The following is a 20,828-nucleotide window of genomic DNA, read 5'->3' as shown; positions in this document are numbered from 1 at the left end:
TATTATTTTAAAGCTAATCTATTTATCACTTTTCGCGGTATCGATAGTATCCATCGAAAATCCGTTCATCGCTTCTAATTCTGAAGCTACTTGTTGCGCTGTTTTTTTGGACTCCCAACGTTCAAAGGCTTTACAGGCAGCCTCATATCCTAGGTTAAAAATGGTGTCCATATCCTTAAGAACAAACGTACTGTAATTATCAAGGCCGGTGGGACTAATAATCAAATCACAATCGTCGAATTTTGCCAAAGCTTCTTTAGCCATAATTATTTTAAAGGCCCGTTCCAAAACCGAATAGGAATGTTTAAGTCCGCCTATCTCTATTTTTTCGAACGGGTTCACGTAGACACCAATTATTCTGTCACAGTACGTTTTAATAAGATCGGACGGAAAATTGTTGAGAATACCGCCATCTACATAATAACCTTCATCTATTTTAACAGGAGCAAATACACCTGGAAACGAAGAGGATGCCAAAACAGGACGAATCAGTTCGCCTTTGTGAAAAACTCGTAAAGAACCATCTAAAATATTTGTTGCTGTGATGTAGAGCGGTTTTTTCAACACCTTAAAATCATCTTCTGGAAAATAGTCCAAAAACCGGGTATAGAACTTTTCCGCATCAACAAAACCGGGCTTATTTGTGGCGTACTTACTTATGCTGAACAACTGTACACTTTTAAAGAACTCCAACAATTCTTTCCAGCCTGTTCCGGCAGCGTATAAAGCACCTATAATCGCTCCTGCGCTTGTGCCGGCAATATGATCGATAGTAATTCCATGTTCTTCCAAGGCCTTTATAACGCCTATATGGGCAACACCGCGAACTCCTCCGCCGGAAAGTACTAAGCCTGTTTTCATATGGTTTATGGTTTTAAACCGAAATTACTACTTGGTTTCAACAAAGGAAATGACTTTTGTCAGTAATTACAATTTTGGACATAGTACTCGGCTTTGTTAGCTACTATTGTCTTGCTACAGCAGATATAGGAGTACTCTTATATAACAGGCAATGGGTGAAGGAAGAGACACATTCCCCAACATGCGTTCAATCAGAATAAGTGAAGAACTACTAATCGTTTTTACCATCGTTAGTACCTAACATCCGGCTATATCGAAAGCAATGAAGTTAAATCCAAATATGACCACGGTCATATTTAGTTGTCCCGGTTGATCTTATTTTTACAAAAAATACTCATGGACGCTTTTTCTCCCCTTCTCTTTGATAAAGAATCGTGGTTGGCCTATCTGGTGTTGCCCTCCATTGCCATTGTATTGGGTATTTTTTTGAGTTGGATGATTTCGACCTTTTTAAAACTATATAATCAAAAAAAGCCGTCAGTATTAAAGAGTCAACTGCTGCAACGCTTTAAAAAGCCATTATACTTTTTTATACCGTTTGTATTTCTCCGGCCTTTGATATCATATTTTGAACTGGGTACGTTTTGGGAAAAGGTATTGGAAGCTTGTATCATTAGTTGTCTCACATGGCTATTTATCGCTTTGTTATATGCGGTAGAGGAAGTAGTAAAGCAAAAATTTGTAGTTGAGGAGGGTACCTACCACAAGGCAAGCGAACGCAAGGCCTTGACCCAACTTCGATTTCTAAAAAGCATTGGGCTTGTCATTATTGTAACTATCGCGGTTGCCTCTATTTTATGGAACATTCCAAGTGCACGTCAATTGGGCAATACGATTTTAACATCGGCAGGTGTTGCGGGAATTATTATCGGAGTTGCGGCACAAAAATCGATTGCCAATTTAATCGTAGGTTTTCAATTGGCTTTTACCCAAGCCTTAAAAATAGATGACGAAGTGGCCATAGAAGGTGAGTTTGGAAGCGTAGAGGACATAACGCTAACCTATGTGGTCGTAAAAACATGGGATTGGAGGCGGCTGGTACTTCCTCTAAATTATTTCAACGATAGGCCCTATGTGAATTGGACGTTTAGTTCACGACCCGTAATCGGAAGCGTCTTTTTTTATGTGGACTATACTTTTCCAGTACACGAACTACGTTATAAGTTCATGGAGATTTTAAGGGATGAGCCGCTGTGGGACAAACATATCGCAGACCTGGAAGTTACCGATGCCAATGAACGTGCTATGAAGATTAGGGCAACTTTCAGCGTTAGAAATGCCACACATTCGTGGAAGTTGCGCTGTAAGGTCAGGGAAGATTTGGTGGCCTTTATTCAGAACACATATCCGGATGCGCTGCCTAAATTAAGACGAATGGATACGAAGAAATTCCAAAAGGAAAATTAGATAAGACAGCTTCATAGTTATAAATTATATATGTGAATGGCGACCTTAGAAAATATGTCTTCCCTCTTATCGCCATTGAGCGTTGCCGAAGGGCAAGGATTGGGGCAACAGCGGTCAGAGGTCTTTTTAAGAATGACAACTAGCAAGAAAGGAGTAACAAGGAGGAAATGAAAACAGAAAAGAGAAAATAAAAACGTGTATCAAAAAAGAGAGACAATTACGCCCTATGAATAAAAATAATTCAAACCCGAATCTCTACAAGGCAATTTTCGATTCTTCCGTCGAGGGAATTTTGGTGGTTGGCCATGACGGATTCATCCTTGAATCGAACAAGGCCGGGGAATTGATGTTTGGATATACGAAAGGAGCGTTGGTAGGAAAAATGGTGGAGGTGCTCATTCCCCAAAAACTCCGAAAAAAACATATAACATACAGAAAGGACTATTCCAAGAAACCTAAGGTAAGATCTATGGGTGGGAATTTGGATCTTTGGGGACTTCGGAAAGACGGTTCGCAATTTCCTCTTAAAATTAGCCTAACTCCAACCAAAATAGATGGGCAACAAGTTGTTGTGGCATTTGTTGCCGATATAACCGAACAAAAAAAGGCCGAGGTTACTTCCTTGGAAAGTAATCGAAAATACAGCACCCTTATCGATAACCTACAGGGGATTGTCTACCGTTGCAAGAACGATCCTAATTGGACCATGGAATACATTAGCGATGGTTGTTTGCCCATTACGGGATATTCCCCCAGTGATTTTTTGGAAGGCAAGGTACATTTCACCGATATCACTGTTGAAGAAGACCAAGAAGAGGTTTGGAACCTCACCCAAAAGGGAATCCAAGAAAAAAGGCCATTTGAATTATCGTTTCGGATTACCGATAAACAGGGCAATATAAAATACTTGAACGAACTAGGTCAGGGTATATTTGACCAAGATGGAAACCTAGAGGTTTTGGAGGGTTTTATAACCGATGTAACCACGCAAAAGAATACCGAATTGCTGTTACGTGAGAACGAGGCAAAGAACAAGGCACTGCTGGAAGCTTTACCCGATATGATGTTGATTCAAAACTACGAGGGCGATTATCTGGACTGCTTTGCTCCGGAGCCAGAAAAACTTTTCCTACCACCTGAAAAGTTCATCGGAAAGAATATGAAAGAGGTGCTTCCGCCCCATGTTTTTACCGTAGTAAAAAAGGCCCATAAACTTGCTTTACGGGAACGAAAGATTCAAATAGTGGAATATAGTGCGGTAGTTGGTAACAACGAAAAGTTTTGGGAGGCCCGCGCAGTTCCCTTGAACCAACATGCGATTTTAACTATTGTAAGGGACATTACAGAAAAAAAGACAACGGAAAGGGAACTTGCAAGTACGCTTTATCAAAATAAGGCACTTGTAGAGGCCATTCCCGACACTGTTCTAACCTTAGATGCTAATGGAAATTATTTGGATATCTACAACTCTGGTTCTAACGATTGGCTGGTGTCCAAAGATGATTTAGTCGGTAAAAACATGAAGAAATGGCTGTCAAAGGCAAACTATAAACTACTAAAGACCGCTTTGGACAAAACTCTTTTGAATCAACAGACACAACAAGTAGAATACGAGATCGAGCGCACCAACGGAATGCGCAACTACGAAACTCGGTTTGTTTTTTTACAAGAGAACAAGGTGTTGGCAATAGCAAGGGACATTACCAAAAGGAAACAAGTAGAGCGGAACCTATTTATAAAAAACCGGGCGCTCGCATCTGCCGGAAACGGTATTTTGATTACCGATGCCAAACTTGCCGATCACCCTATTGTTTATGCCAACAATGCTTTTTGTCAAATGACGGGTTATGATCGTGAGGAGGTACTAGGTAAAAATTGTCGCTTTTTACAAAATGATGACCGAAATCAAAAAGCCATCGCGACCATGGCGAGGGCAATTCAAAGAGGGGATTCTTGTCAGGTGATATTGCGTAATTACAAAAAAGATGGAACCCTTTTCTGGAACGAATTGACCATAACACCTGTGCACGATGAGCACGATGACTTAACCCATTTTATTGGTGTACAGAACGATGTAACCTATAGAAGGAACGAAGAGGTATTTAAAGACCACATTAGGAAAATATTAGAAAAAATCGTTGCACATAAACCCCTAAAAACGATAGGCAGCGAAATCGTTAAAGCCTTGGAGCTGAGTATAGCGGAAAGTATGGCCTCAATTCTTGTTCTTGACCCAAAAAACAAGACACTGCACAAATTGGTCGCCCCAAAATTACCAAGGCCTTTCACTAGGGAGATAGAGGGCATTGGTATTGGAGCAAATAGAGTTTCGTGTGGTGCTGCGGCCTATCAAAAGAAGGCGATTGTAGTACCCGATGTTTCTAAAAACAAATATTGGAGCGAGTACAGTACACTTGCCCTTGAAAATGGACTTCGTGCCTGTTGGTCCTATCCTGTCCTTTCTTCTGATAACAAGGTCTTAGGGACGTTTGCCATCTATCATAAAACGGTGATAACGCCCACAAAGCACCAGAAAGAAATTATTGCCGATTTGGTGCAACTAACTAGTATCGCACTAGAGCAATACCGAGTGCAAGAAGAATTGGATAAAGGCCGATGGCTCCTTGAAGATTACGCTAAGGAATTGGAGCAAAAAGTAGCCGAACGAACAGACGAATTGAAGTCAACCGTTAAACAACTGGTAGAGATAAATATAAAATTAAAGGATCAAGTAGCGGAAACAAAGGCTGCTGAGAATAGGGCGTTGGAGAGTCAAACAATGTTTACGGCTATTTCAAAAAACTTCCCCAAAGGAGTTATTATCGTATTCAATTCCAACTTTGAGATTGCTTATATAGATGGGGGAGAAATACAACGTACCGGGTACGATAAAAAGCAGTTCGAAGGAATTTGTATCGATGATCTTAATATTTTTTCAAAAAAACGTATCGAACGAATAAGAAAAGATATAACCAGAACTTTTGAAGGCGAACAGCTTTCATTTGAGATACAGTTCAGGAACAAGTCCTATACCGTGAACACCTCGCCTCTTCACTTTGAAAACGATGAGGTCAAATGGGCACTCTTTGTTTATAATGATATTAGCAAACAGAAACAGGCCGAAGCCGATATTCGCAGTGCCCTGGTACGCGAACAAGAACTAAACGAACTTAAGTCGAGATTTATTTCTATGGCCTCCCATGAATTCCGAACACCTTTGAGCGCCATAAGTACCTCTGCCATTTTGATTGCTAAGCAAAATATGCCCGGCAAGGAAGCAAAACGTGCCAAGTATGTATCACAGATACAGAACAACGTTCGGAATTTGGTGGTCATTTTAAATGATTTCCTTTCGCTTAGCAAGCTGGAGGAAGGCAAAGTACAGTCCAAACCAGAGCATTTTAACCTTATTGAATTTGTGAACAATTTGATCGATGAAATGCAACCGAATAGAAAACGAGGCCAGAATATAAAACTTATAGCAGCACCCGAGTCCTTGCCGGTATATCTAGACGCCAAACTACTGCAGCATGTGTTTACCAACTTGTTGAGCAATGCTATAAAATACTCCGAAGAAGGATCGATAATTACGGTAACCCTTACAAATGAAAACGAAAATGTTTCGATATTGGTCACCGATCAAGGTATCGGTATACCAGTAGAAGAACAGGATAATCTCTTCGGCCGTTTTTTCCGTGCAGAAAATAGTACCAATATACAAGGTACGGGTCTAGGTCTACATATTGTAAAACAATACACCGAGCTTATGGGCGGTACCGTAAGTTTTAATAGCGAGGTAGGAAAGGGCTCTACGTTTATTGTGAAATTTAAAAGCCCTATAAATACGTGATGGGAATAAATTTAGAAGATTATGAAAAAAATCCTATTAATAGAAGACAACAAGGACGTTCGTGAGAATACGGCCGATATTCTTGAACTATCGAATTATAAGGTTGCTACAGCCGAAAACGGTAGCATTGGTATTGAAAAGGCGCAAACCTTTCATCCAGATGTTATACTCTGTGATATTATGATGCCCGTGATGGATGGTTATGGTGTTTTGGAAGCATTGAGCAAAAAGATTGAAACGGCCAGCATTCCATTTATATTCCTGACCGCCAAAACAGAAAAGGCAGATCTGCGAAAGGGAATGAACCTTGGCGCGGACGATTATTTGACAAAACCCTTTCAAGAACACGAACTGTTAGATGCCATTACGAGCCGTTTAAAAAAGAACGATTTTTTACGGAAGGAATTTTCGAAGAGTATGGCCGGCATCAATGAATTTATGCGGGACGCATCACGTTACCTAAATCTGGAAACGATTTCACGGGATTACCGCTCCAAAAGTTATGATAAAAAAGATTTTGTATATATGGAAAACGATGCCGCCCATACCCTGTACTTTGTGGAAAGTGGCACAATAAAGACCTATAAATCTACCGAAACGGGCAAGGAGTTTATTACGGGCATCCATAAAGCAGGTGATTTTATGGGGCAGTTATCACTATTGAACGTGAATGGCACCTATCTAGAAACCGCTATGGTCATGGAAGATGCCGAAGTTTACGGCATTCCGAAAACGGAGTTTATACACCTCCTTTACGATAACAAAGAAGTATCGCATAAGTTTATCGATATTATTTCGAACAATCTGATCGAGGTACAGGATCAATTGGTAGGTATGGCATATTCATCCGTACGGCAACGGGTGGCCAAGGCCTTGTTAAACTTACATAACAAAGGCATCATCAAAGATAGTCCCCATGAGGGTATTGATATTCCTAGAGAAGATTTTGCAGGTATTATAGGTACGGCTACGGAGACGGCCATACGAACCTTGTCGGACTTCAAGGAAGAAGGACTGATTACTATGGGCCGAGCCAGGAGAATTATTATTATGGATAAGGAAGCATTGCAAAAAATAGCCGATTTTAGGTAAAAATTGTTATACTATTTCTTTGCGGTTCGTCATTTCAGCCCCATTCAATATGTCATTCCGACACAGGAGGAATCCCATATACAGGGCATCAGCTTCTAGAATGACGAGATTCTTTGTTGCACTATGAATTACAAAGTGGATTTATTCCAAAGGCTCCTATCGTCTAAAACCACTTAAAATCCCAGAAATGTTCGAGAGTTTTTTAATGGCAAAGGTCAACAGCACTTTTTGTAAAATACCTTTGGTGCCCCCAAGCAAATGGCCTGGATTAAGGTTAGCTTTCGTATGGTTTAGGTGTAGTTTAAGACTCTCGGTATCGATTTCGCGCTTTAGGCGTAAAATCTTCAATCGGGCGTCGATTTGGGCAAAGGAACTATATCTCTTTTCCATGTTAATCAAAATAGTGTTTTGAGAATTTTCGCAATAGTGGTTTATTAAGCTTATCCCTGAAAAAATAACAGATAACACCGATAACAAGGTAGAAAATACCTGTGATTATAAATCCGATATAGAAGCTATCCAATACTTCATTAAGGGCAAGCGAGACTCCAATGGAAACAATGAACAGTGTAAGCATTCCTATGGCGCCAATTAATACCATTTGAGCTAGAGAGGTCACGGATCCCATAAGTACCTTGAACACCTTTAGTTGAAAATACTCTTCGCTATGATCAAGATAAGATCTAACATCGGCCTCAGCTTCTGTTAGATCTTTTTTTAGTTCTTCTAAAACCATAGACCGTTATTTCTGTAGTTGGGCGTTTTTCTTTTTCAAATCTTCCAACTTATGCTCTAACGTGGCAATGATATCATCGGCCTTGTAGCTCATAGTAGAGATGACCTCGTCCAGTTTTTGGTCTAGTTTATCTTTTTGTTCGTTGGCCGATTTGGTCAGTTCTTCCTTAGCGTGGTGTATGCGATCGGTAAGATCGTGCTTGGCATCTACGGCCTTGTCCCTAATCTTGTGCCTTGTTTCGCTGCCCTTATCCGGAGCGTACAAAATTCCAATACCTGCCCCAATGGCCGCACCTGTTACTAGCGCCAATAAAATGTTTCCACTATCGTTTGACATAATTTCTATAGTTTTAAGTGAATAATAATTTTCATGGCTAAAGTAAATCCAATTGGAGATCTCCGAAATGACTTTGGTCAGTATCGTTCGTTTTTTTGAATGATCTGTATCATTTTGAACTTGTTTTTCTAACGGTAACTTGCAATTGAATTACCAGGGACGCATCCATAAATAAAACATATCAAATGAATGTATTGGCAAAATAGCTGCTATGAATCTACAAGTCCCTAAAACCAGCAAAAAGCGTTTTCTTTCAACAACCTTCAGCAAATTGGTGCAGGTAGAGAAGGCCATTACTTTTCTTAAGGAGCAAAATACTATGAATGTACAGTTGACCCTTCTTATAAAGTTAGATGCATATTCTCGTGCAGATTTACAGAAAGCAGAAAAAAAGAACGGTCAGCTCAAAGCATACTTGAAAGAATGGTTAGGTCCGAAGACTGATTTCGGTATTTTCCATAACCCTCAAATTGGAACTGTTTTTATCGGTGGTCCTTTATCGGAACTCTTTTTGCACGATATTGACGGGAAGAAACTGGCTGAGCTATCGGAAGGTCCTTATGGTATTTTAAGGGGATTAGGTATTTATGAAACCCAAGCCGCCAGCAACGTTAAAAAATTAAACGAAGGACAGTATCTTTTACTTTTTCAAAACCAAAGTTATAATCTAAGTGGGCTGGAAGCTATTTTGGAAGGATTGGAGACGACAGTGTAAACCCTGTTTTAGCATCCGACTCACTATTCAAATGGCTATTGTTCCTTGAAATAATTAAGTTGAACCTAAAATAGCATGCTTAATATTTGGATAAAGATTATGTTCTAGGCGAGCATAGGTTTAAAAAACCCGTCCTTCGCTTTACATTGACAACACCAATTATCCGCCTTCTCAAAGTCGTTCAAAAGTAACCTACGATATTAAGCAATGGTACTTTTACATTTATAAAAAAACATGGGAACTGACCTATATCATTTTGTTAATGACATCTAGTTTGCACATTTGTGGAATTCGAAAAAGCATATCCATGAATAATTCTATCGACTACAAAAGTGAAAAAGAGTTCCACATATTTGTGGCCAGCACGTATTCCGATTTAAAAGAAATAAAGGATACAGGGAATAAAAAAGCCTTTAATGAATTGCTGTTGACGACACTTCCGCAGGTAAAACGTTACATTACTAAACGTTTGAGCGTAGCATTGTCAAAAGGAAACCTTCCAAGCGGGAAATATCGCCCCGACGATTTTATAGATCAATTATTCATTGAGGTTTATGATAACTTTAATGAAGTCCAAAATAAAGCAGATCTGTACCCTTGGCTCTTTAAAAAGGCCGATAGCCTATTGGAGGATACGATTATCGACGAGGAATTCGATGAAGTCTTCTTCGATAATATAGATGATTTTTCAAAACCTGAATGGGATGCCATGGAGGAAAATTTTAGCACCGACGGGGATGGAGATCTGGTCATGATGGAAGAAATGGACGATTTTTCATATCCTAAAAACGATTACGTCTTAAATCATGTGTTTGTGCAAGATGATAAAATGGAGCTCATGGATAAACTTGATAAGGAGTTAGGACAAGAGCGTATTAGAAGGCATGTGAATATGGTACTGCATCAATTGCCTTTGCCTATGCGAACTGTTTTTGAACTGGCCACCGAACACCACTTTAATGTGGATGAAATAGCGCAAATAAGGAATCAAAGCCTTGAAGAAGTACAGCAACTATTAGAAAACGCAAGAAAAAGTCTCGAAACTAGTTTTTTCAACATGCATTTTGAAGATAGTGAATAAGCACGAATGGTATGAACACAAAAGAATCGAACCCAAAGAGGGATTTATTGTTGGGTGCTGGATTAGACGTATTGCACCAAGAAAGTCGCGAGTGGTTGGAAACTATTGGGCTCTGGAAAGATGAGACCAAATTCTTTGCCAATCTATTGGATAAAAAGGTAGCAAAGGATTCGGAATATGGTAATATGCTCAAATATCTTGATAAAACCCATGCAAGTCTTTTTGACTATCTGGTTGATGATATTATCGCACATGAAAAATTGTTATCACGGTTGCATAAGGGTGAAAAAGGTCTAGCAGATGCCGATTATAGGGACGAACACCGAAGACTTTATGAAAGTATGGTTCTTTTTGAAAACGATTTTAAGGGATTTAAGAAAATGGTCTTTGGGTACGCCAAGAAGCTTAAGTAGGTTTTCTTTGCTCATTGGCTTTCTACAGGGGTATGTTGCAATCGTTTTCTCCATTTAACAAATTCATACCAAATTACGGACAAAAACCCAAGACCTAGGGGAACAAGAATTTGATGTGCATTTAAACGTTCAAATTTAAAAAAGTGGGTCAACGGCGGTACGAAAAGTAATAGTGCCGTTAAAATTACGGTAAGCAAAATAATCAAGGGCACCAGATAGTTCTTATATTTTAATGTAGTCAAAATGGAATATCGAAACGACCGATTGACCAATGTTAGAAATATATTCGCCGAAATCAAGGCTACAAAGACCATGGTGCGGGTAATTGACTCGTTAAAATCGTTATAAACCGCATATTGATAGGTCAGGAGCGTACCAGCAGTGATCAATAAGCCTTGTACAACACTCGTTGTCAATTCCTTCCAACTAAAGAAAGTGGCACCCATCGAACGCATTTTTTGTACCATGGTATCTTTTTCCATTGGTTCGTTTTCATAAATAATGCTACAGGTAGGACCCATAATCAATTCAAAAAAAATGACATGTACAGGGGTAAAGATATTCGGGAACGACCAGCCTAATACCAGCGGAAAGAAGACTGTTAGAATGATCGGAATGTGAATCGAAATAATATACTGGATGGCCTTTTTCAAATTGGTATAAATACGCCTGCCCATTGCTACGGCATCGACCATTCTGGAAAGGTCATCTTCCAATAAAATGACCGAAGCGGCCTCTTTGGCAATTTCCGTACCCTTTTTGCCCATCGCAATACCGATATGGGCCGCTTTTAGGGCAGGGGCATCGTTTACGCCGTCTCCTGTCATGGCCACGATTTCCCCGTTGGCTTTAAAAGCATTGATAATCTTTAGTTTTGCTTCAGGGAACATTCGGGTAAAGATGTTAGTAATCTGCACCCGTTCTTTTAGTTCATTTTCACTCAGGGACATTAATTCATCTCCCGAAATACTTTTTTCATAGCCCCTGAAGCCAATTTCCTTGGCGATGGCGGCGGTGGTGGCGGCATTATCGCCCGTTACTATCTTTACCTTGATTCCCGCATGGTGAAAAGTATCGAAAACGGATTGGATATTCTTTTTAGGCGGGTCGTAAAAGGCAACGATTCCCTTAAAATGGAACCGAAAATCCTGTTGTTTTTTAGGGTAGTCGATGCCCGTGAAATCGGTATTCCCAACGCCCAGGACCCGATAACCTTCTTTGGCAAGTTCATTGATGGCATCATGGATTTGGTTTTTTTGATCTTGGTTAAGGTTGGAAACGGCCATCAAGGCTTCTGGGGCACCTTTTGCGGCAATAATTCGTTTACCCTTGTGATTTTCAAAAAGATGTGTCATCATTGGGGGCTTTCCGCCCAAGGGATATTCATGGATCATTTTATACGCCGGTCGTTTATCCTTTCCTGTGGTTTTTTGATAGGCTTCGTGTAGGGCGATTTCCATGGCATCAAAGGGAATGGGTTCGCTAGCCCACATCGCGATTTCAATTAATTCTTTTTCCGCATTGTTTAGCAGATTGTCCGTGTCGGTAATTTTTTTCGCAGAAAGCGAAAAAACTTTTGCCAACGACATTTTATTTTCGGTAATCGTACCTGTTTTATCGGAACAGATAATGGTGGCACTCCCCAAGGTTTCCACGGTTTTCATCTGTTTTACGATGATGCCCATTTTCATTAAACGATAAGAGCCCAAGGCCATAAAGGTGGTAAAGGCCACGGGAATTTCTTCAGGTAAAATGGACATAGCCAAAGTAAGAGCCTTTAGGAGACTGTCAAGTATATCCTTAGAATTGTAATAATTGATGCCCCAAACGATTATAAAAACAATGGTTCCCACAACAACCATTTTTTTTACAAAATTGTTGATCTGAAGTTCAAGCGGCGTTTTTTCAACTTGAATTACTTCCAGGCTTTTTCCAATTTTTCCCAGTTCAGTCTCGTTCCCAATCGCGGTTACGATGGCAATGGCGAGTCCGCTGGCCACCATGGTTCCCCTATAGATGCTGTTATCCTTCTGTTCAACATCTTTATATACCGAAAGCGATTCTCCTGTGAGAAGAGATTCATTGACCGAAAAGTCGTTGGAATGTACAATTTTACCGTCTGCGGCAATCGTAGTGCCTTCCTCAACCATTAAGCTATCGCCCACTACGACTTCATCGCTATAGATTTCGATAACTTTCCCATTACGGATGACCTTACATTTGGGTTGGGTAAAATCTTTTAGCTTTTTAAGTGCGTTTCGGCTTCTACCATCCTGATACAATGAAATAGCGGATACCAATACAATAGCTAAGGCTAGGAAAACTCCTTCTCCCACATCGCCGCTAATAAAATAGATGACCGAGGCCACCAACAGTAACACGACCATCGGTTCTTTTGCCAAACTTTGTAAGGCATCTAACAGTCCATGTGCCTTTTTGCCTTCTAAAGAATTTTTCCCGTAAGTTTTTCTGGCCACCAGTACTTCCTCGGAGGACAATCCTTTAAAGTTGAAATTATCTATGGACATATGAAGTATTTACCACTTGGGGATCAAAGTAGACAAGTTACAACTATAGAAATATTCTAGTGGTAACACCACTACATATATTTGGTTAAAAACCTAAAAAACCCCTTTTTTAGATCTCCATATATTTGCCTTTGGGTTTCCATTTTCTCCCTAAAATCCATGTGGGTTTTTACTAGGGTTACATCCATTGATTGCTTGTTTGTTTTGCTATGGCCTGCGATGCTCATCTCATGTTCTTCAATAGTTTCTCGGAAATCCTCGATAATTCCGTTATGAAGCGCAAATTCATTTTGGTAATGTTCCAATTGTTTAAGGACCTCCTTACTGGTATAGCGTGTTACCAATTCGCTTAAACGGTTGTTGAAGGTCTTGAGTTCGTCTTTCCAAAAATCCAGTTCCATTTTCCAGTTTTGGTGTTCAAAATGAAGGTTTTCGTCGTACACTACTTCTTTTTCCATGATATTATATTTTTAATAGTTATTGTTTATTGTATTCATTCTTTATTGCGGTAGCAATAGTAGTTTTCGTTTATTATTCTTTCAAAAGATAAATTCCTCACTCATATTGAAAGGATGCTCGGCAACCTCTCATTGATAGTTCGGGGTGATTATCCCTTGGTTTCAATCAACTCATCAACTCCTCTTTTGCCTAGGATTTTTATCAGATCTTCTTTTTCGACCACCTCTTGCTTTAGAAGTAAATGAGCGAGTTTTACCAATTCGCCTCTATGTTCACGTAAAATAGTTTTTGTACGCGCGTATGCCGTGGTAATTAGGTCTATGACTTCTTTGTCTATTTGTTGTGCCATATTTTCGCTATACGGTTTATGGAGCATTTGCTCGTTCCTTCCTGAGGAATCGTAGAAGCTGATTGGTCCTATTTCTTCGTCCAGGCCGTAATATGCGATCATCCCGTAGGCCTGCTTGGTCACTTTTTCAAGATCGTCAAGTGCTCCGGACGAGATTTCGTCAAAAATGATTTCTTCTGCAGCCCTACCTCCCAATGAGGCGCAAATCTGATCCAGAAACTGTGATTTGGTTATAATCTGTCTTTCCTGTGGCAAATACCAAGTAGAACCCAAGGATTTTCCACGTGGGATAATAGAAACCTTGACTAAAGAATCTACATGTTTCAAATGCCAACTGACCACCGCGTGACCCGCTTCGTGAAAGGCCACGATTTCTTTTTCCTTTTCCGAGATTATTTTGCTTTTTCGTTCCATGCCGCCGATGATACGGTCGCGGGCCTCCATAAAATCATCTTGCTCTACCTCTTTTTTCTTCTTTCTAGCGGCAATCAGGGCAGCTTCGTTGCAAATATTGGCAATGTCGGCCCCTGAAAATCCGGGACTCAATTTGGCCAATAATTCCACCGCTACATTTTCTGAAAGTCTTAAAGGACGCAGATGTACCTCAAAAATTTCTTGACGTTCTTCTTTGGTAGGAAGTTCTAAATAGATGTGACGGTCAAAACGGCCAGGTCGTAACAAGGCCTTGTCCAATACATCGGGTCTGTTGGTAGCTGCCAATACGATGACCCCTGTATTTGCACCGAATCCGTCGAGCTCGGTCAATAATTGGTTGAGCGTACTTTCGCGTTCATCGTTTGCCTGAAAGGCATTGACCTTACCACGGGAACGTCCCACGGCATCGATCTCGTCTATAAAGATGATGCTAGGTGCTTTTTCCTTGGCCTTTTTGAAAAGGTCGCGTACCCTTGAGGCGCCAACGCCAACGAACATTTCCACAAACTCCGAACCGGACATGGAGAAAAAAGGTACTTGTGCCTCGCCGGCAACTGCTCTGGCCATTAAGGTTTTTCCTGTTCCGGGTGGTCCCACAAGCATGACACCTTTAGGGATTTTCGCCCCTAACTTCGTATAGGTTTCGGGATTTTTCAGGAAATCGACTACCTCCATAACTTCAGTTTTAGCCTCTTTGAGTCCAGCGACATCATTGAATGTTACTGAGACTTTAGTGCTTTTGTCCGAAATTTTGGGCGTTGATTTTCCAAAATTGAATAACGGATTTCCACCCGTTCCCGAGCCGCCCATTCGACTTAGCATGAACATCCAAAAAAGAATTAGTATACCTAGAGGCAGCAACCACGATAATATGCTAATCCAACTGGTCCGTGTTTCGTACTGCACATTGATTTTTTCCGCTGATTGGAAATCTGACTGTGCTCTTTGTAATTTATCCTCAAAAGTTTCCACCGAGCCAATGGTCATTCGGTATTGTGGTACTTCTGCCGAACGGAACAAATTGTTGATGACTTCATCATTTTCGGAATTGTCGGGTCCTTCCTTTTTGATATAGATCTCAGCAACTTCTTTGTTTATGACGATTATTTTTGAAACCTCTTTTTGTTTCAAAAGAGAATCCTGTAAGAATGTCCAGTTGATTTCTTTGGAAGTGGTGGCGGGATTCGAAAAGATGGAAAACCACAATAGCAGTCCGAACAAGAAAAAATAAAACCAACTAATATTTTTACCGCCAAAGGGTGATTTCCCGTCCTTCTTTTCCTCGGTTTCTGTTTTCTCTTTGCTATTGTGGGGTTGTTTCATTTTCAATACTTCTTGATACCAGTGCTATCCTTTTTGGAATCCATTATAACTTTTTACTTAACAAGTTTGTAGCCCGTAGTGATTCAAAAATATCTCAAGTCTATTTGCTATGAAATGATTTATGTCATTTATAAAAATGACATAGACGGTTACCTTTAGAAAAGTAAATTCATAAAATTTCTTAGTTGTCGCTTTGTCTGTGCGTTGCGACCAGAAGGGAATGAAAAAAAGTAAGCCATGAAAACAATCTTGTACGCCACTGATTATTCCAAGAATGCAGTTGCCGCATTAAAATATGCCAGTAATATAGCGAAACACATGGGCGTTCGTCTGGTAGTTGCCCATGTATTCGATTATCCGACCGTTTTGGGGATGGAGGGTCTCGACGAGCCTTTTCCAGATATAGAGCAGACCGCCTTTAAACAACATCGTATAAATTTGGAGGAATTCTATGAAGAACATTTAGGTAGCGGCTGGAAGGCACCCGATGTGCAGTTGCAGCCGGTGGAACATCCATCGGTAATTAAAGGAATTCTTACCACAGCGGAGCAATGGCATGCCCAAATGATTGTGGTGGGTACTAAGGGCGAAAGTGCTTTGCGAGAAATCATCATGGGCAGTACTACAAAACAGTTAATCGAGAAAGCACCTTGCCCCATTATGGCAATTCCTTCGGATGCTAGTTATATGCCGCCCAAGACTATTATTTATGCTACCGATTTTGAGGAAGAAGACGTGTACGCCATTCGAAAATTGGTCGAAATGGGAAAAGCCTTTGATGCCGAAATCAAAGTAGTGCATATTAGTACTGAAAATGAATATGAAGGAGAAACACAAATGGAATGGTTCAAAGAAATGCTCGCACAAAAAGTGTCGTATGATAAAATGGAATTCAAGCTCTTCTTTTCCGATAATATTTTGGAATCTCTTCGAGTGTACCTTCAAGAAGAGGATGCAGATATGGTAGTGATGTTGGAACGAGAAAAGAAAAGCATATTCAAAAAGTGGCTCGGTTCCAGCCTTGTCAAAAAAATGGAATCGTATGGAGAAATACCACTTTTAAGTTTTCGAGAGGGCAACCACCAGCTCTTTTATTTTAGTGCAGTATTATAAACGCTCAAATTCAATTATAATGGCAAGAAGAATATACAGTATCGTAATAGCTGTCGCCCTGGGACTGGGATTTTACCTGAATACCATCAAGGATACCCATTCAAAAACTTTTTTAATCGTTACGGCGGGAATTATTTTCACGCTCTTTAGTATGGGTATCCATGGTTTGATCGCACACTCGCTAAATCCTAAGGCCAAAGGGGGTATTTTGGTCTATCCATTGCTAATGGGGGCACTTTGGGCCTTTCTATTCTTTTTATTTGTGTTTTTTATCCTTCCTATTTTCTGTCCTGATTTTTTGTTGGAGCCTTGATAGTATAAGGCATCTTTAACGGCCCCCTATTTATCACCAATACTTGTCCTAAAATAATCACAAACTATATCAAAATGATATAGGTCATTTTGGCAGTGATACATACCGTCTATATTAGAAAAATAATCCCTAAAATCTGCCCTAGAATGAAAGCTACAGCTGAAGTAAAGAACTTAAAAACGGATAAAGGAAAGCATATCATTATAAGAAATTTGCACCGTATCCTTGACATTCGTATTCTGGATATCGATGTGGAGAACGGCAGCATACTTTTTCTGTATGCTACGCCTTTCGCATTACAACAGGTGAAACGAGAACTTTTTCGCATCGGGTATCCGATACAGTCCTGCAAATATCAACAACCGCAGGATTCTAAAGGCTATGGCAGCGGCCGTATTTCGGAATTGGCTTCCGTGTAGTTGTCCTACGATTTGCTACTATAGCAACAACATAACCTGTGACCGAAGAATTGGATTAGGGATAACCGGTTTACAACAACTGTTTTTAAAAAAACTGTGTTTGGTTCTAGTGATGCTATTTTAAGGTTGTAAAAACGACGTTATTAGCTGTTGTACGAGAATCTGTTGGGTAATTCACAAGTTTTGTAAAGGTTAGCCTTCAATTTCTGCGGTATCGCGTACTACCAAAAATGGGATATGAATATGAAAGCCAATTTGGTCAATGTTTTGTTTGATCAATATCTTCTCGAAAAAAGAGTGGCTACGGTTCATCATCGCCAACAGGTCTATTTCGTGTTCCTCTATGTATTCCAGAACTGCGTCAGGCATTAATTTACCTCGTACTTCCACTTCTTTGTAGGGCGTGTTTCTAAGATATTTTAATAGCTGGCCTTTGTTTGCCAACTGGGTTTTGGACAGGTTATATTCTTCCTTAATATGGAGTACTGTAATCTCTGCCCCATGTATTTTTGCCGATTCGATAATATCGTACACCTCCGTTTTTTTATAGGGTGATGAAAAATCAGAAGGGAACAGTACTTTTTTAACTGGTTTAAATCTACAGTTATGTGGAATGGCCATAACGGGTACTTTTGCTTTTCGTATAACAAATACGGTACTGGTGCCCATAAAAAATTGTTTTGCACCTGTTGCGCCCTGTGTTCCCATCACCACCAAATCAATGTCCTTTTTTTTAGAAAGTTCATTAACCTCGTCCGTCAACGTATTAAAAGCCGACACGATTTCAAAGCTGTGGTTTTTATTGGGAAATTGTTCCTGTACATCTTCCAAGGTTTTTTCCAAGCCCGCTAGGGCAACATCAACCTCCATGTCGGGAATGGCGCTAAAAGCGGGCCCGCCCATGGCATAATCCATTCTATAAAAAATAGGGGTGTAGGTATGTAGAAAATAGAACTTGCATTTTTCATTTTTAAAGAATTGCAGCGCATACGAAATGGCGTTCCACGCGTTATTGGAGAAGTCGGTGGGAATCAAAATGTTTTTCATGGCTCGGGTTTTATATTTCATTTCCGTCTATCGGTGGCGGTTATAGTACGCAACGTCCAACGGTTCAAGACAGGCTTCGTTTTAATAGAATTGATTTCTCGTATCTAAAGATAATTGTAGAAAAGTCGTAATAGAATGACATAGGTCATTTGCGTATAAAAGAGAAATAGCAAAATTTATACTTCACTTAAAAACTTCTTATTATGGCACTTAATTTTAATCAATACGCAACGGAAGGCAATACGTTCTTAAACGATTACGCCAAACAATTGAGTTTCGGCGACGATACTGAAAAGGCCGGTCGTATTTTCACCTCAATAATGCACGCGCTTCGCACAATAATTCCTGTTGAGGAATCCCTGCAATTTATGGCACAACTACCCATGTTTTTGAAGGCAGCTTATGTCAACGGTTGGACAATCAAAAACAAGAAGCCGAAGATAAAACGTATGGAGCAGTTCATAGCGCTTGTAAGGAAATTGGATGGTCCGGCGGCCATAAATGATTTTGGTTACGAAGACGAACTTGTAGAAAAGTATATTGATGTGACCTTTATTCTCTTAAGAAAATACATTTCGCTCGGTGAGATGGAAGATATCCGTGATGGGCTTCCCAAGGATTTGAAAAGTATGATCTATTCTAATTTGATGTTTTGAACGTAGTATGCATAAGATAGCAGTAGTAAGCGTTACGGGTGTCTTCTACTATCAATTTTTTATGAAATGACCTTGGTCATTTCATAAAAAACCAAGCTAAAATACCTTTGTTCAAACTCAAAAAAATATAGAAAAATGAAACATTTACATTTATTGCTACTAGTTATGGCAATGCCTTTTTTTGGCAGTTCACAAACGGTTGAAGAACTCAACAAACCTATAATTTCGGGACTTGACGAAGTAGCGCCTTTTAGCGAAGGTCTAGCGGCCGTTAGAAAGGGTAACCAATGGGGCTTTATCGATAAAGAAGGTCATCTGGCCATCGATTTTAGGGACGATGTGTTATGGAATCGTGAAAAGGACAACCTCCTAGGCGTTTCTGGCATCGGGTATCCTGCTTTTAAAGATGGGTTATGTTTTATCTCCAAACCTGATGCCGAGGGTATTTCCTTATATGGATTTATGAATGCAAAGGGAGAAACGGTTATTGAACCGGAATATGTGAATATTACGTCATTTGAGAATGGCTATGCTGTTGGCATTTTTGCCAACAAGACTTTGAGAGGTAAAAATGAGTTCAAGCTCAATATTTATGATTATAAATTTACCGAAGTACTTGTAAATAGGCAAGGCGAAATGGTGTGGCCCGTTCAGGAACGCCAGAACATCGTAATGTCCAAACGACATTTTAAGCTACCTGAATTACATGCAAAAATGCTTACGGGAGACCTTTTGGCCGTTAAGGGTAAGGGCGGTCAATGGAAGGTGGTACAGCTAGAGCTGAAGGATAATTAAAAAAGTACTTTTTGTATTGAAATTACCGAAGCTTGGTAGTCGTAGAAAAGAATTTAAAATAAAATAATTGAATATGGAACGCTTAAAAGATAAAGTTGCCCTGATTACAGGAGGTGCAGGTGGTATAGGGCAGGCAACTGCAAAACTATTTTTGGCCCATGGGGCGAAAGTAGTTATTGTTGATTGTGTTAAAGAAGCACTGGAAAGTGCCTGCCAAGAATTAGACCATGAAAATCTTTCCTATTGTGTTGCCGATGTTTCTAAAACCGAAGATGTAGAAAAATATGTAAAACGAACTTTGGAGGTGTACGGAAAAATTGATGTATTCTTTAATAATGCCGGTATCGAAGGTAGGGTCAAACCTATTGCCGACTATCCCGACGCTGTTTTTGACAAGGTCATCGCCGTAAACCTAAAAGGTGTTTGGTTGGGATGTAAACATGTTATCCCTAAAATGGAGGAGGGCGGCAGCGTAATGATTACCTCATCGGTAGCGGGCATTAAAGGCTTTGCAGGCTTGGGCGCCTATGTGGCCAGCAAGCATGCCGTCGTGGGCATCATGAGAACGGCGGCATTGGAATTTGCAGACAGGAACATCCGTGTGAACACCGTTCACCCTGGCCCAGTAAACAATCGGATGATGCGCGGCATTGAGGGAGATAGTAACCCGGATAATCCCGAGGAAGTTAAAAAAGGATTCGAGGCCACCATTCCCTTTAAGCGCTATGCAGAATCGGAAGAGATTGCAGAACTGGCATTGTTCCTAGCTTCGGACGAAAGCAAATATATCACGGGTACTACCCAGATTATTGATGGGGGGATGTTAACGGCCTAAATTGAAAATACGGCACCGCCAAATCAAGTGGAACCAATTCGTAGAAATCAACAAAGGATGGTAGA

General features: G+C 40.2%; 20 protein-coding genes. 12 read left to right on the top strand and 8 right to left on the bottom strand.

Translation table 11 applies throughout. From position 1 onward, the window contains the following. Nucleotides 1-18 precede the first annotated feature (18 nt). A complete protein-coding gene (locus MS6x_RS07675) occupies nt 19-861 on the bottom strand; it encodes a patatin-like phospholipase family protein (protein ID WP_482606578.1) in 843 nt (280 codons plus the stop codon). 336 nt (nt 862-1,197) lie between these two features. Between MS6x_RS07675 and MS6x_RS07670 the strand changes: the two genes are divergently transcribed. From MS6x_RS07670 to MS6x_RS07660, 3 genes are all read left to right on the top strand, one after another. Further along, the gene (locus MS6x_RS07670; protein ID WP_482606577.1) at nt 1,198-2,268 is read left to right on the top strand and encodes a mechanosensitive ion channel family protein; all 1,071 of its coding nucleotides are present in this window, start codon (nt 1,198-1,200) and stop codon (nt 2,266-2,268) included. Between the two features lie 226 nt (nt 2,269-2,494). Then, nucleotides 2,495-6,118 carry a sensor histidine kinase gene (locus tag MS6x_RS07665; RefSeq protein WP_482606575.1) on the top strand — a complete coding sequence of 1,208 codons (3,624 nt, stop codon included), beginning with the start codon at nt 2,495-2,497 and terminating at the stop codon, nt 6,116-6,118. A 21-nt stretch (nt 6,119-6,139) separates the two neighbouring features. Next, nucleotides 6,140-7,210, top strand: a complete 1,071-nt coding sequence (locus tag MS6x_RS07660; protein ID WP_482606574.1) for a response regulator — start codon at nt 6,140-6,142, stop codon at nt 7,208-7,210. Nucleotides 7,211-7,366: 156 nt separating this feature from the next. Here MS6x_RS07660 and MS6x_RS07655 read toward each other — a convergent pair whose 3' ends face one another. Genes MS6x_RS07655 through MS6x_RS07645 form a run of 3 tightly spaced genes read right to left on the bottom strand, consistent with a single transcriptional unit; the run spans nt 7,367 to nt 8,282 of the window. Then, nucleotides 7,367-7,600, bottom strand: coding sequence for a DUF6327 family protein (locus tag MS6x_RS07655; protein WP_482606572.1), 234 nt, complete (start codon nt 7,598-7,600; stop codon nt 7,367-7,369). 1 nt (nt 7,601) lies between these two features. Beyond that, nucleotides 7,602-7,946: a hypothetical protein gene (locus MS6x_RS07650; RefSeq protein ID WP_482606570.1), complete on the bottom strand. Its 345-nt coding sequence runs from the start codon at nt 7,944-7,946 to the stop codon at nt 7,602-7,604. A 6-nt stretch (nt 7,947-7,952) separates the two neighbouring features. Further along, nucleotides 7,953-8,282 carry a YtxH domain-containing protein gene (locus MS6x_RS07645; RefSeq protein WP_482606568.1) on the bottom strand — a complete coding sequence of 110 codons (330 nt, stop codon included), beginning with the start codon at nt 8,280-8,282 and terminating at the stop codon, nt 7,953-7,955. A gap of 211 nt (nt 8,283-8,493) precedes the next feature. On the opposite strand from MS6x_RS07645, the gene MS6x_RS07640 reads away from it, so the two are divergent. From MS6x_RS07640 to MS6x_RS07630, 3 genes are all read left to right on the top strand, one after another. Continuing rightward, complete coding sequence (locus MS6x_RS07640; RefSeq protein ID WP_482606566.1) at nt 8,494-8,997, top strand: hypothetical protein; 504 nt, start codon at nt 8,494-8,496, stop codon at nt 8,995-8,997. 307 nt (nt 8,998-9,304) lie between these two features. After that, nucleotides 9,305-10,078, top strand: a complete 774-nt coding sequence (locus tag MS6x_RS07635; RefSeq protein WP_482606565.1) for a sigma-70 RNA polymerase sigma factor region 4 domain-containing protein — start codon at nt 9,305-9,307, stop codon at nt 10,076-10,078. A gap of 11 nt (nt 10,079-10,089) precedes the next feature. Further along, entirely contained in the window at nt 10,090-10,491 is a 402-nt protein-coding gene (locus MS6x_RS07630) for a hypothetical protein (RefSeq protein ID WP_482606563.1), read from the top strand. Between the two features lie 11 nt (nt 10,492-10,502). On the opposite strand, the gene MS6x_RS07625 is transcribed toward MS6x_RS07630, so the two are convergent. From MS6x_RS07625 to ftsH, 3 genes are all read right to left on the bottom strand, one after another. Further along, nucleotides 10,503-13,019 carry a cation-translocating P-type ATPase gene (locus MS6x_RS07625; protein WP_482606561.1) on the bottom strand — a complete coding sequence of 839 codons (2,517 nt, stop codon included), beginning with the start codon at nt 13,017-13,019 and terminating at the stop codon, nt 10,503-10,505. Nucleotides 13,020-13,090: 71 nt separating this feature from the next. Further along, nucleotides 13,091-13,477, bottom strand: a complete 387-nt coding sequence (locus tag MS6x_RS07620) for a hypothetical protein (RefSeq protein ID WP_482606559.1) — start codon at nt 13,475-13,477, stop codon at nt 13,091-13,093. A 149-nt stretch (nt 13,478-13,626) separates the two neighbouring features. Then, complete coding sequence (ftsH, locus tag MS6x_RS07615; RefSeq protein ID WP_482606558.1) at nt 13,627-15,585, bottom strand: ATP-dependent zinc metalloprotease FtsH; 1,959 nt, start codon at nt 15,583-15,585, stop codon at nt 13,627-13,629. Between the two features lie 237 nt (nt 15,586-15,822). On the opposite strand from ftsH, the gene MS6x_RS07610 reads away from it, so the two are divergent. The 3 genes from MS6x_RS07610 to MS6x_RS07600 all read left to right on the top strand — a co-directional run bounded on the left by MS6x_RS07610 (nt 15,823) and on the right by MS6x_RS07600 (nt 17,430). Continuing rightward, nucleotides 15,823-16,698 carry a universal stress protein gene (locus MS6x_RS07610; protein ID WP_482606556.1) on the top strand — a complete coding sequence of 292 codons (876 nt, stop codon included), beginning with the start codon at nt 15,823-15,825 and terminating at the stop codon, nt 16,696-16,698. Between the two features lie 19 nt (nt 16,699-16,717). Further along, nucleotides 16,718-17,011, top strand: coding sequence for a hypothetical protein (locus tag MS6x_RS07605; RefSeq protein ID WP_482606554.1), 294 nt, complete (start codon nt 16,718-16,720; stop codon nt 17,009-17,011). Between the two features lie 146 nt (nt 17,012-17,157). Continuing rightward, the gene (locus MS6x_RS07600) at nt 17,158-17,430 is read left to right on the top strand and encodes a hypothetical protein (protein ID WP_482606552.1); all 273 of its coding nucleotides are present in this window, start codon (nt 17,158-17,160) and stop codon (nt 17,428-17,430) included. A gap of 192 nt (nt 17,431-17,622) precedes the next feature. Here MS6x_RS07600 and MS6x_RS07595 read toward each other — a convergent pair whose 3' ends face one another. Next, nucleotides 17,623-18,477 (bottom strand): universal stress protein, encoded by an 855-nt coding sequence (locus MS6x_RS07595; RefSeq protein WP_482606551.1) that lies wholly within the window; start codon nt 18,475-18,477, stop codon nt 17,623-17,625. 203 nt (nt 18,478-18,680) lie between these two features. Between MS6x_RS07595 and MS6x_RS07590 the strand changes: the two genes are divergently transcribed. The 3 genes from MS6x_RS07590 (at nt 18,681) to MS6x_RS07580 (ending at nt 20,763) form a co-directional block, all read left to right on the top strand. Then, on the top strand, nt 18,681-19,133 hold the full coding sequence (locus MS6x_RS07590) for a DUF2267 domain-containing protein (protein WP_482606549.1): 453 nt from the start codon (nt 18,681-18,683) through the stop codon (nt 19,131-19,133). Nucleotides 19,134-19,268: 135 nt separating this feature from the next. After that, nucleotides 19,269-19,928 (top strand): WG repeat-containing protein, encoded by a 660-nt coding sequence (locus MS6x_RS07585; RefSeq protein ID WP_482606547.1) that lies wholly within the window; start codon nt 19,269-19,271, stop codon nt 19,926-19,928. A 73-nt stretch (nt 19,929-20,001) separates the two neighbouring features. Then, a complete protein-coding gene (locus tag MS6x_RS07580; protein WP_482606546.1) occupies nt 20,002-20,763 on the top strand; it encodes an SDR family NAD(P)-dependent oxidoreductase in 762 nt (253 codons plus the stop codon). Nucleotides 20,764-20,828: the final 65 nt, after the last annotated feature.

It is taken from the genome of Maribacter sp. MS6 (genome assembly GCF_056839185.1).
The sequence above is the reverse complement of the archived record's forward strand: the minus strand, read 5'-3'. Positions and strand labels throughout refer to the sequence as shown.

What these genes read in the sequence shown, in the direction of transcription:
- MS6x_RS07660 (WP_482606574.1), top strand. Translation starts at nt 6,140, where the DNA reads ATGAAAAAAATCCTATTAATAGAAGACAACAAGGACGTTCGTGAGAAT.
- MS6x_RS07655 (WP_482606572.1), bottom strand. Translation starts at nt 7,600, where the DNA reads ATGGAAAAGAGATATAGTTCCTTTGCCCAAATCGACGCCCGATTGAAG.
- MS6x_RS07675 (WP_482606578.1), bottom strand. Translation starts at nt 861, where the DNA reads ATGAAAACAGGCTTAGTACTTTCCGGCGGAGGAGTTCGCGGTGTTGCC.
- MS6x_RS07670 (WP_482606577.1), top strand. Translation starts at nt 1,198, where the DNA reads ATGGACGCTTTTTCTCCCCTTCTCTTTGATAAAGAATCGTGGTTGGCC.
- MS6x_RS07635 (WP_482606565.1), top strand. Translation starts at nt 9,305, where the DNA reads ATGAATAATTCTATCGACTACAAAAGTGAAAAAGAGTTCCACATATTT.
- MS6x_RS07580 (WP_482606546.1), top strand. Translation starts at nt 20,002, where the DNA reads ATGGAACGCTTAAAAGATAAAGTTGCCCTGATTACAGGAGGTGCAGGT.
- MS6x_RS07610 (WP_482606556.1), top strand. Translation starts at nt 15,823, where the DNA reads ATGAAAACAATCTTGTACGCCACTGATTATTCCAAGAATGCAGTTGCC.
- MS6x_RS07640 (WP_482606566.1), top strand. Translation starts at nt 8,494, where the DNA reads ATGAATCTACAAGTCCCTAAAACCAGCAAAAAGCGTTTTCTTTCAACA.
- MS6x_RS07650 (WP_482606570.1), bottom strand. Translation starts at nt 7,946, where the DNA reads ATGGTTTTAGAAGAACTAAAAAAAGATCTAACAGAAGCTGAGGCCGAT.
- MS6x_RS07585 (WP_482606547.1), top strand. Translation starts at nt 19,269, where the DNA reads ATGAAACATTTACATTTATTGCTACTAGTTATGGCAATGCCTTTTTTT.
- MS6x_RS07630 (WP_482606563.1), top strand. Translation starts at nt 10,090, where the DNA reads ATGAACACAAAAGAATCGAACCCAAAGAGGGATTTATTGTTGGGTGCT.
- MS6x_RS07625 (WP_482606561.1), bottom strand. Translation starts at nt 13,019, where the DNA reads ATGTCCATAGATAATTTCAACTTTAAAGGATTGTCCTCCGAGGAAGTA.
- MS6x_RS07665 (WP_482606575.1), top strand. Translation starts at nt 2,495, where the DNA reads ATGAATAAAAATAATTCAAACCCGAATCTCTACAAGGCAATTTTCGAT.
- MS6x_RS07605 (WP_482606554.1), top strand. Translation starts at nt 16,718, where the DNA reads ATGGCAAGAAGAATATACAGTATCGTAATAGCTGTCGCCCTGGGACTG.
- MS6x_RS07595 (WP_482606551.1), bottom strand. Translation starts at nt 18,477, where the DNA reads ATGAAAAACATTTTGATTCCCACCGACTTCTCCAATAACGCGTGGAAC.
- ftsH (WP_482606558.1), bottom strand. Translation starts at nt 15,585, where the DNA reads ATGAAACAACCCCACAATAGCAAAGAGAAAACAGAAACCGAGGAAAAG.
- MS6x_RS07600 (WP_482606552.1), top strand. Translation starts at nt 17,158, where the DNA reads ATGAAAGCTACAGCTGAAGTAAAGAACTTAAAAACGGATAAAGGAAAG.
- MS6x_RS07590 (WP_482606549.1), top strand. Translation starts at nt 18,681, where the DNA reads ATGGCACTTAATTTTAATCAATACGCAACGGAAGGCAATACGTTCTTA.
- MS6x_RS07620 (WP_482606559.1), bottom strand. Translation starts at nt 13,477, where the DNA reads ATGGAAAAAGAAGTAGTGTACGACGAAAACCTTCATTTTGAACACCAA.
- MS6x_RS07645 (WP_482606568.1), bottom strand. Translation starts at nt 8,282, where the DNA reads ATGTCAAACGATAGTGGAAACATTTTATTGGCGCTAGTAACAGGTGCG.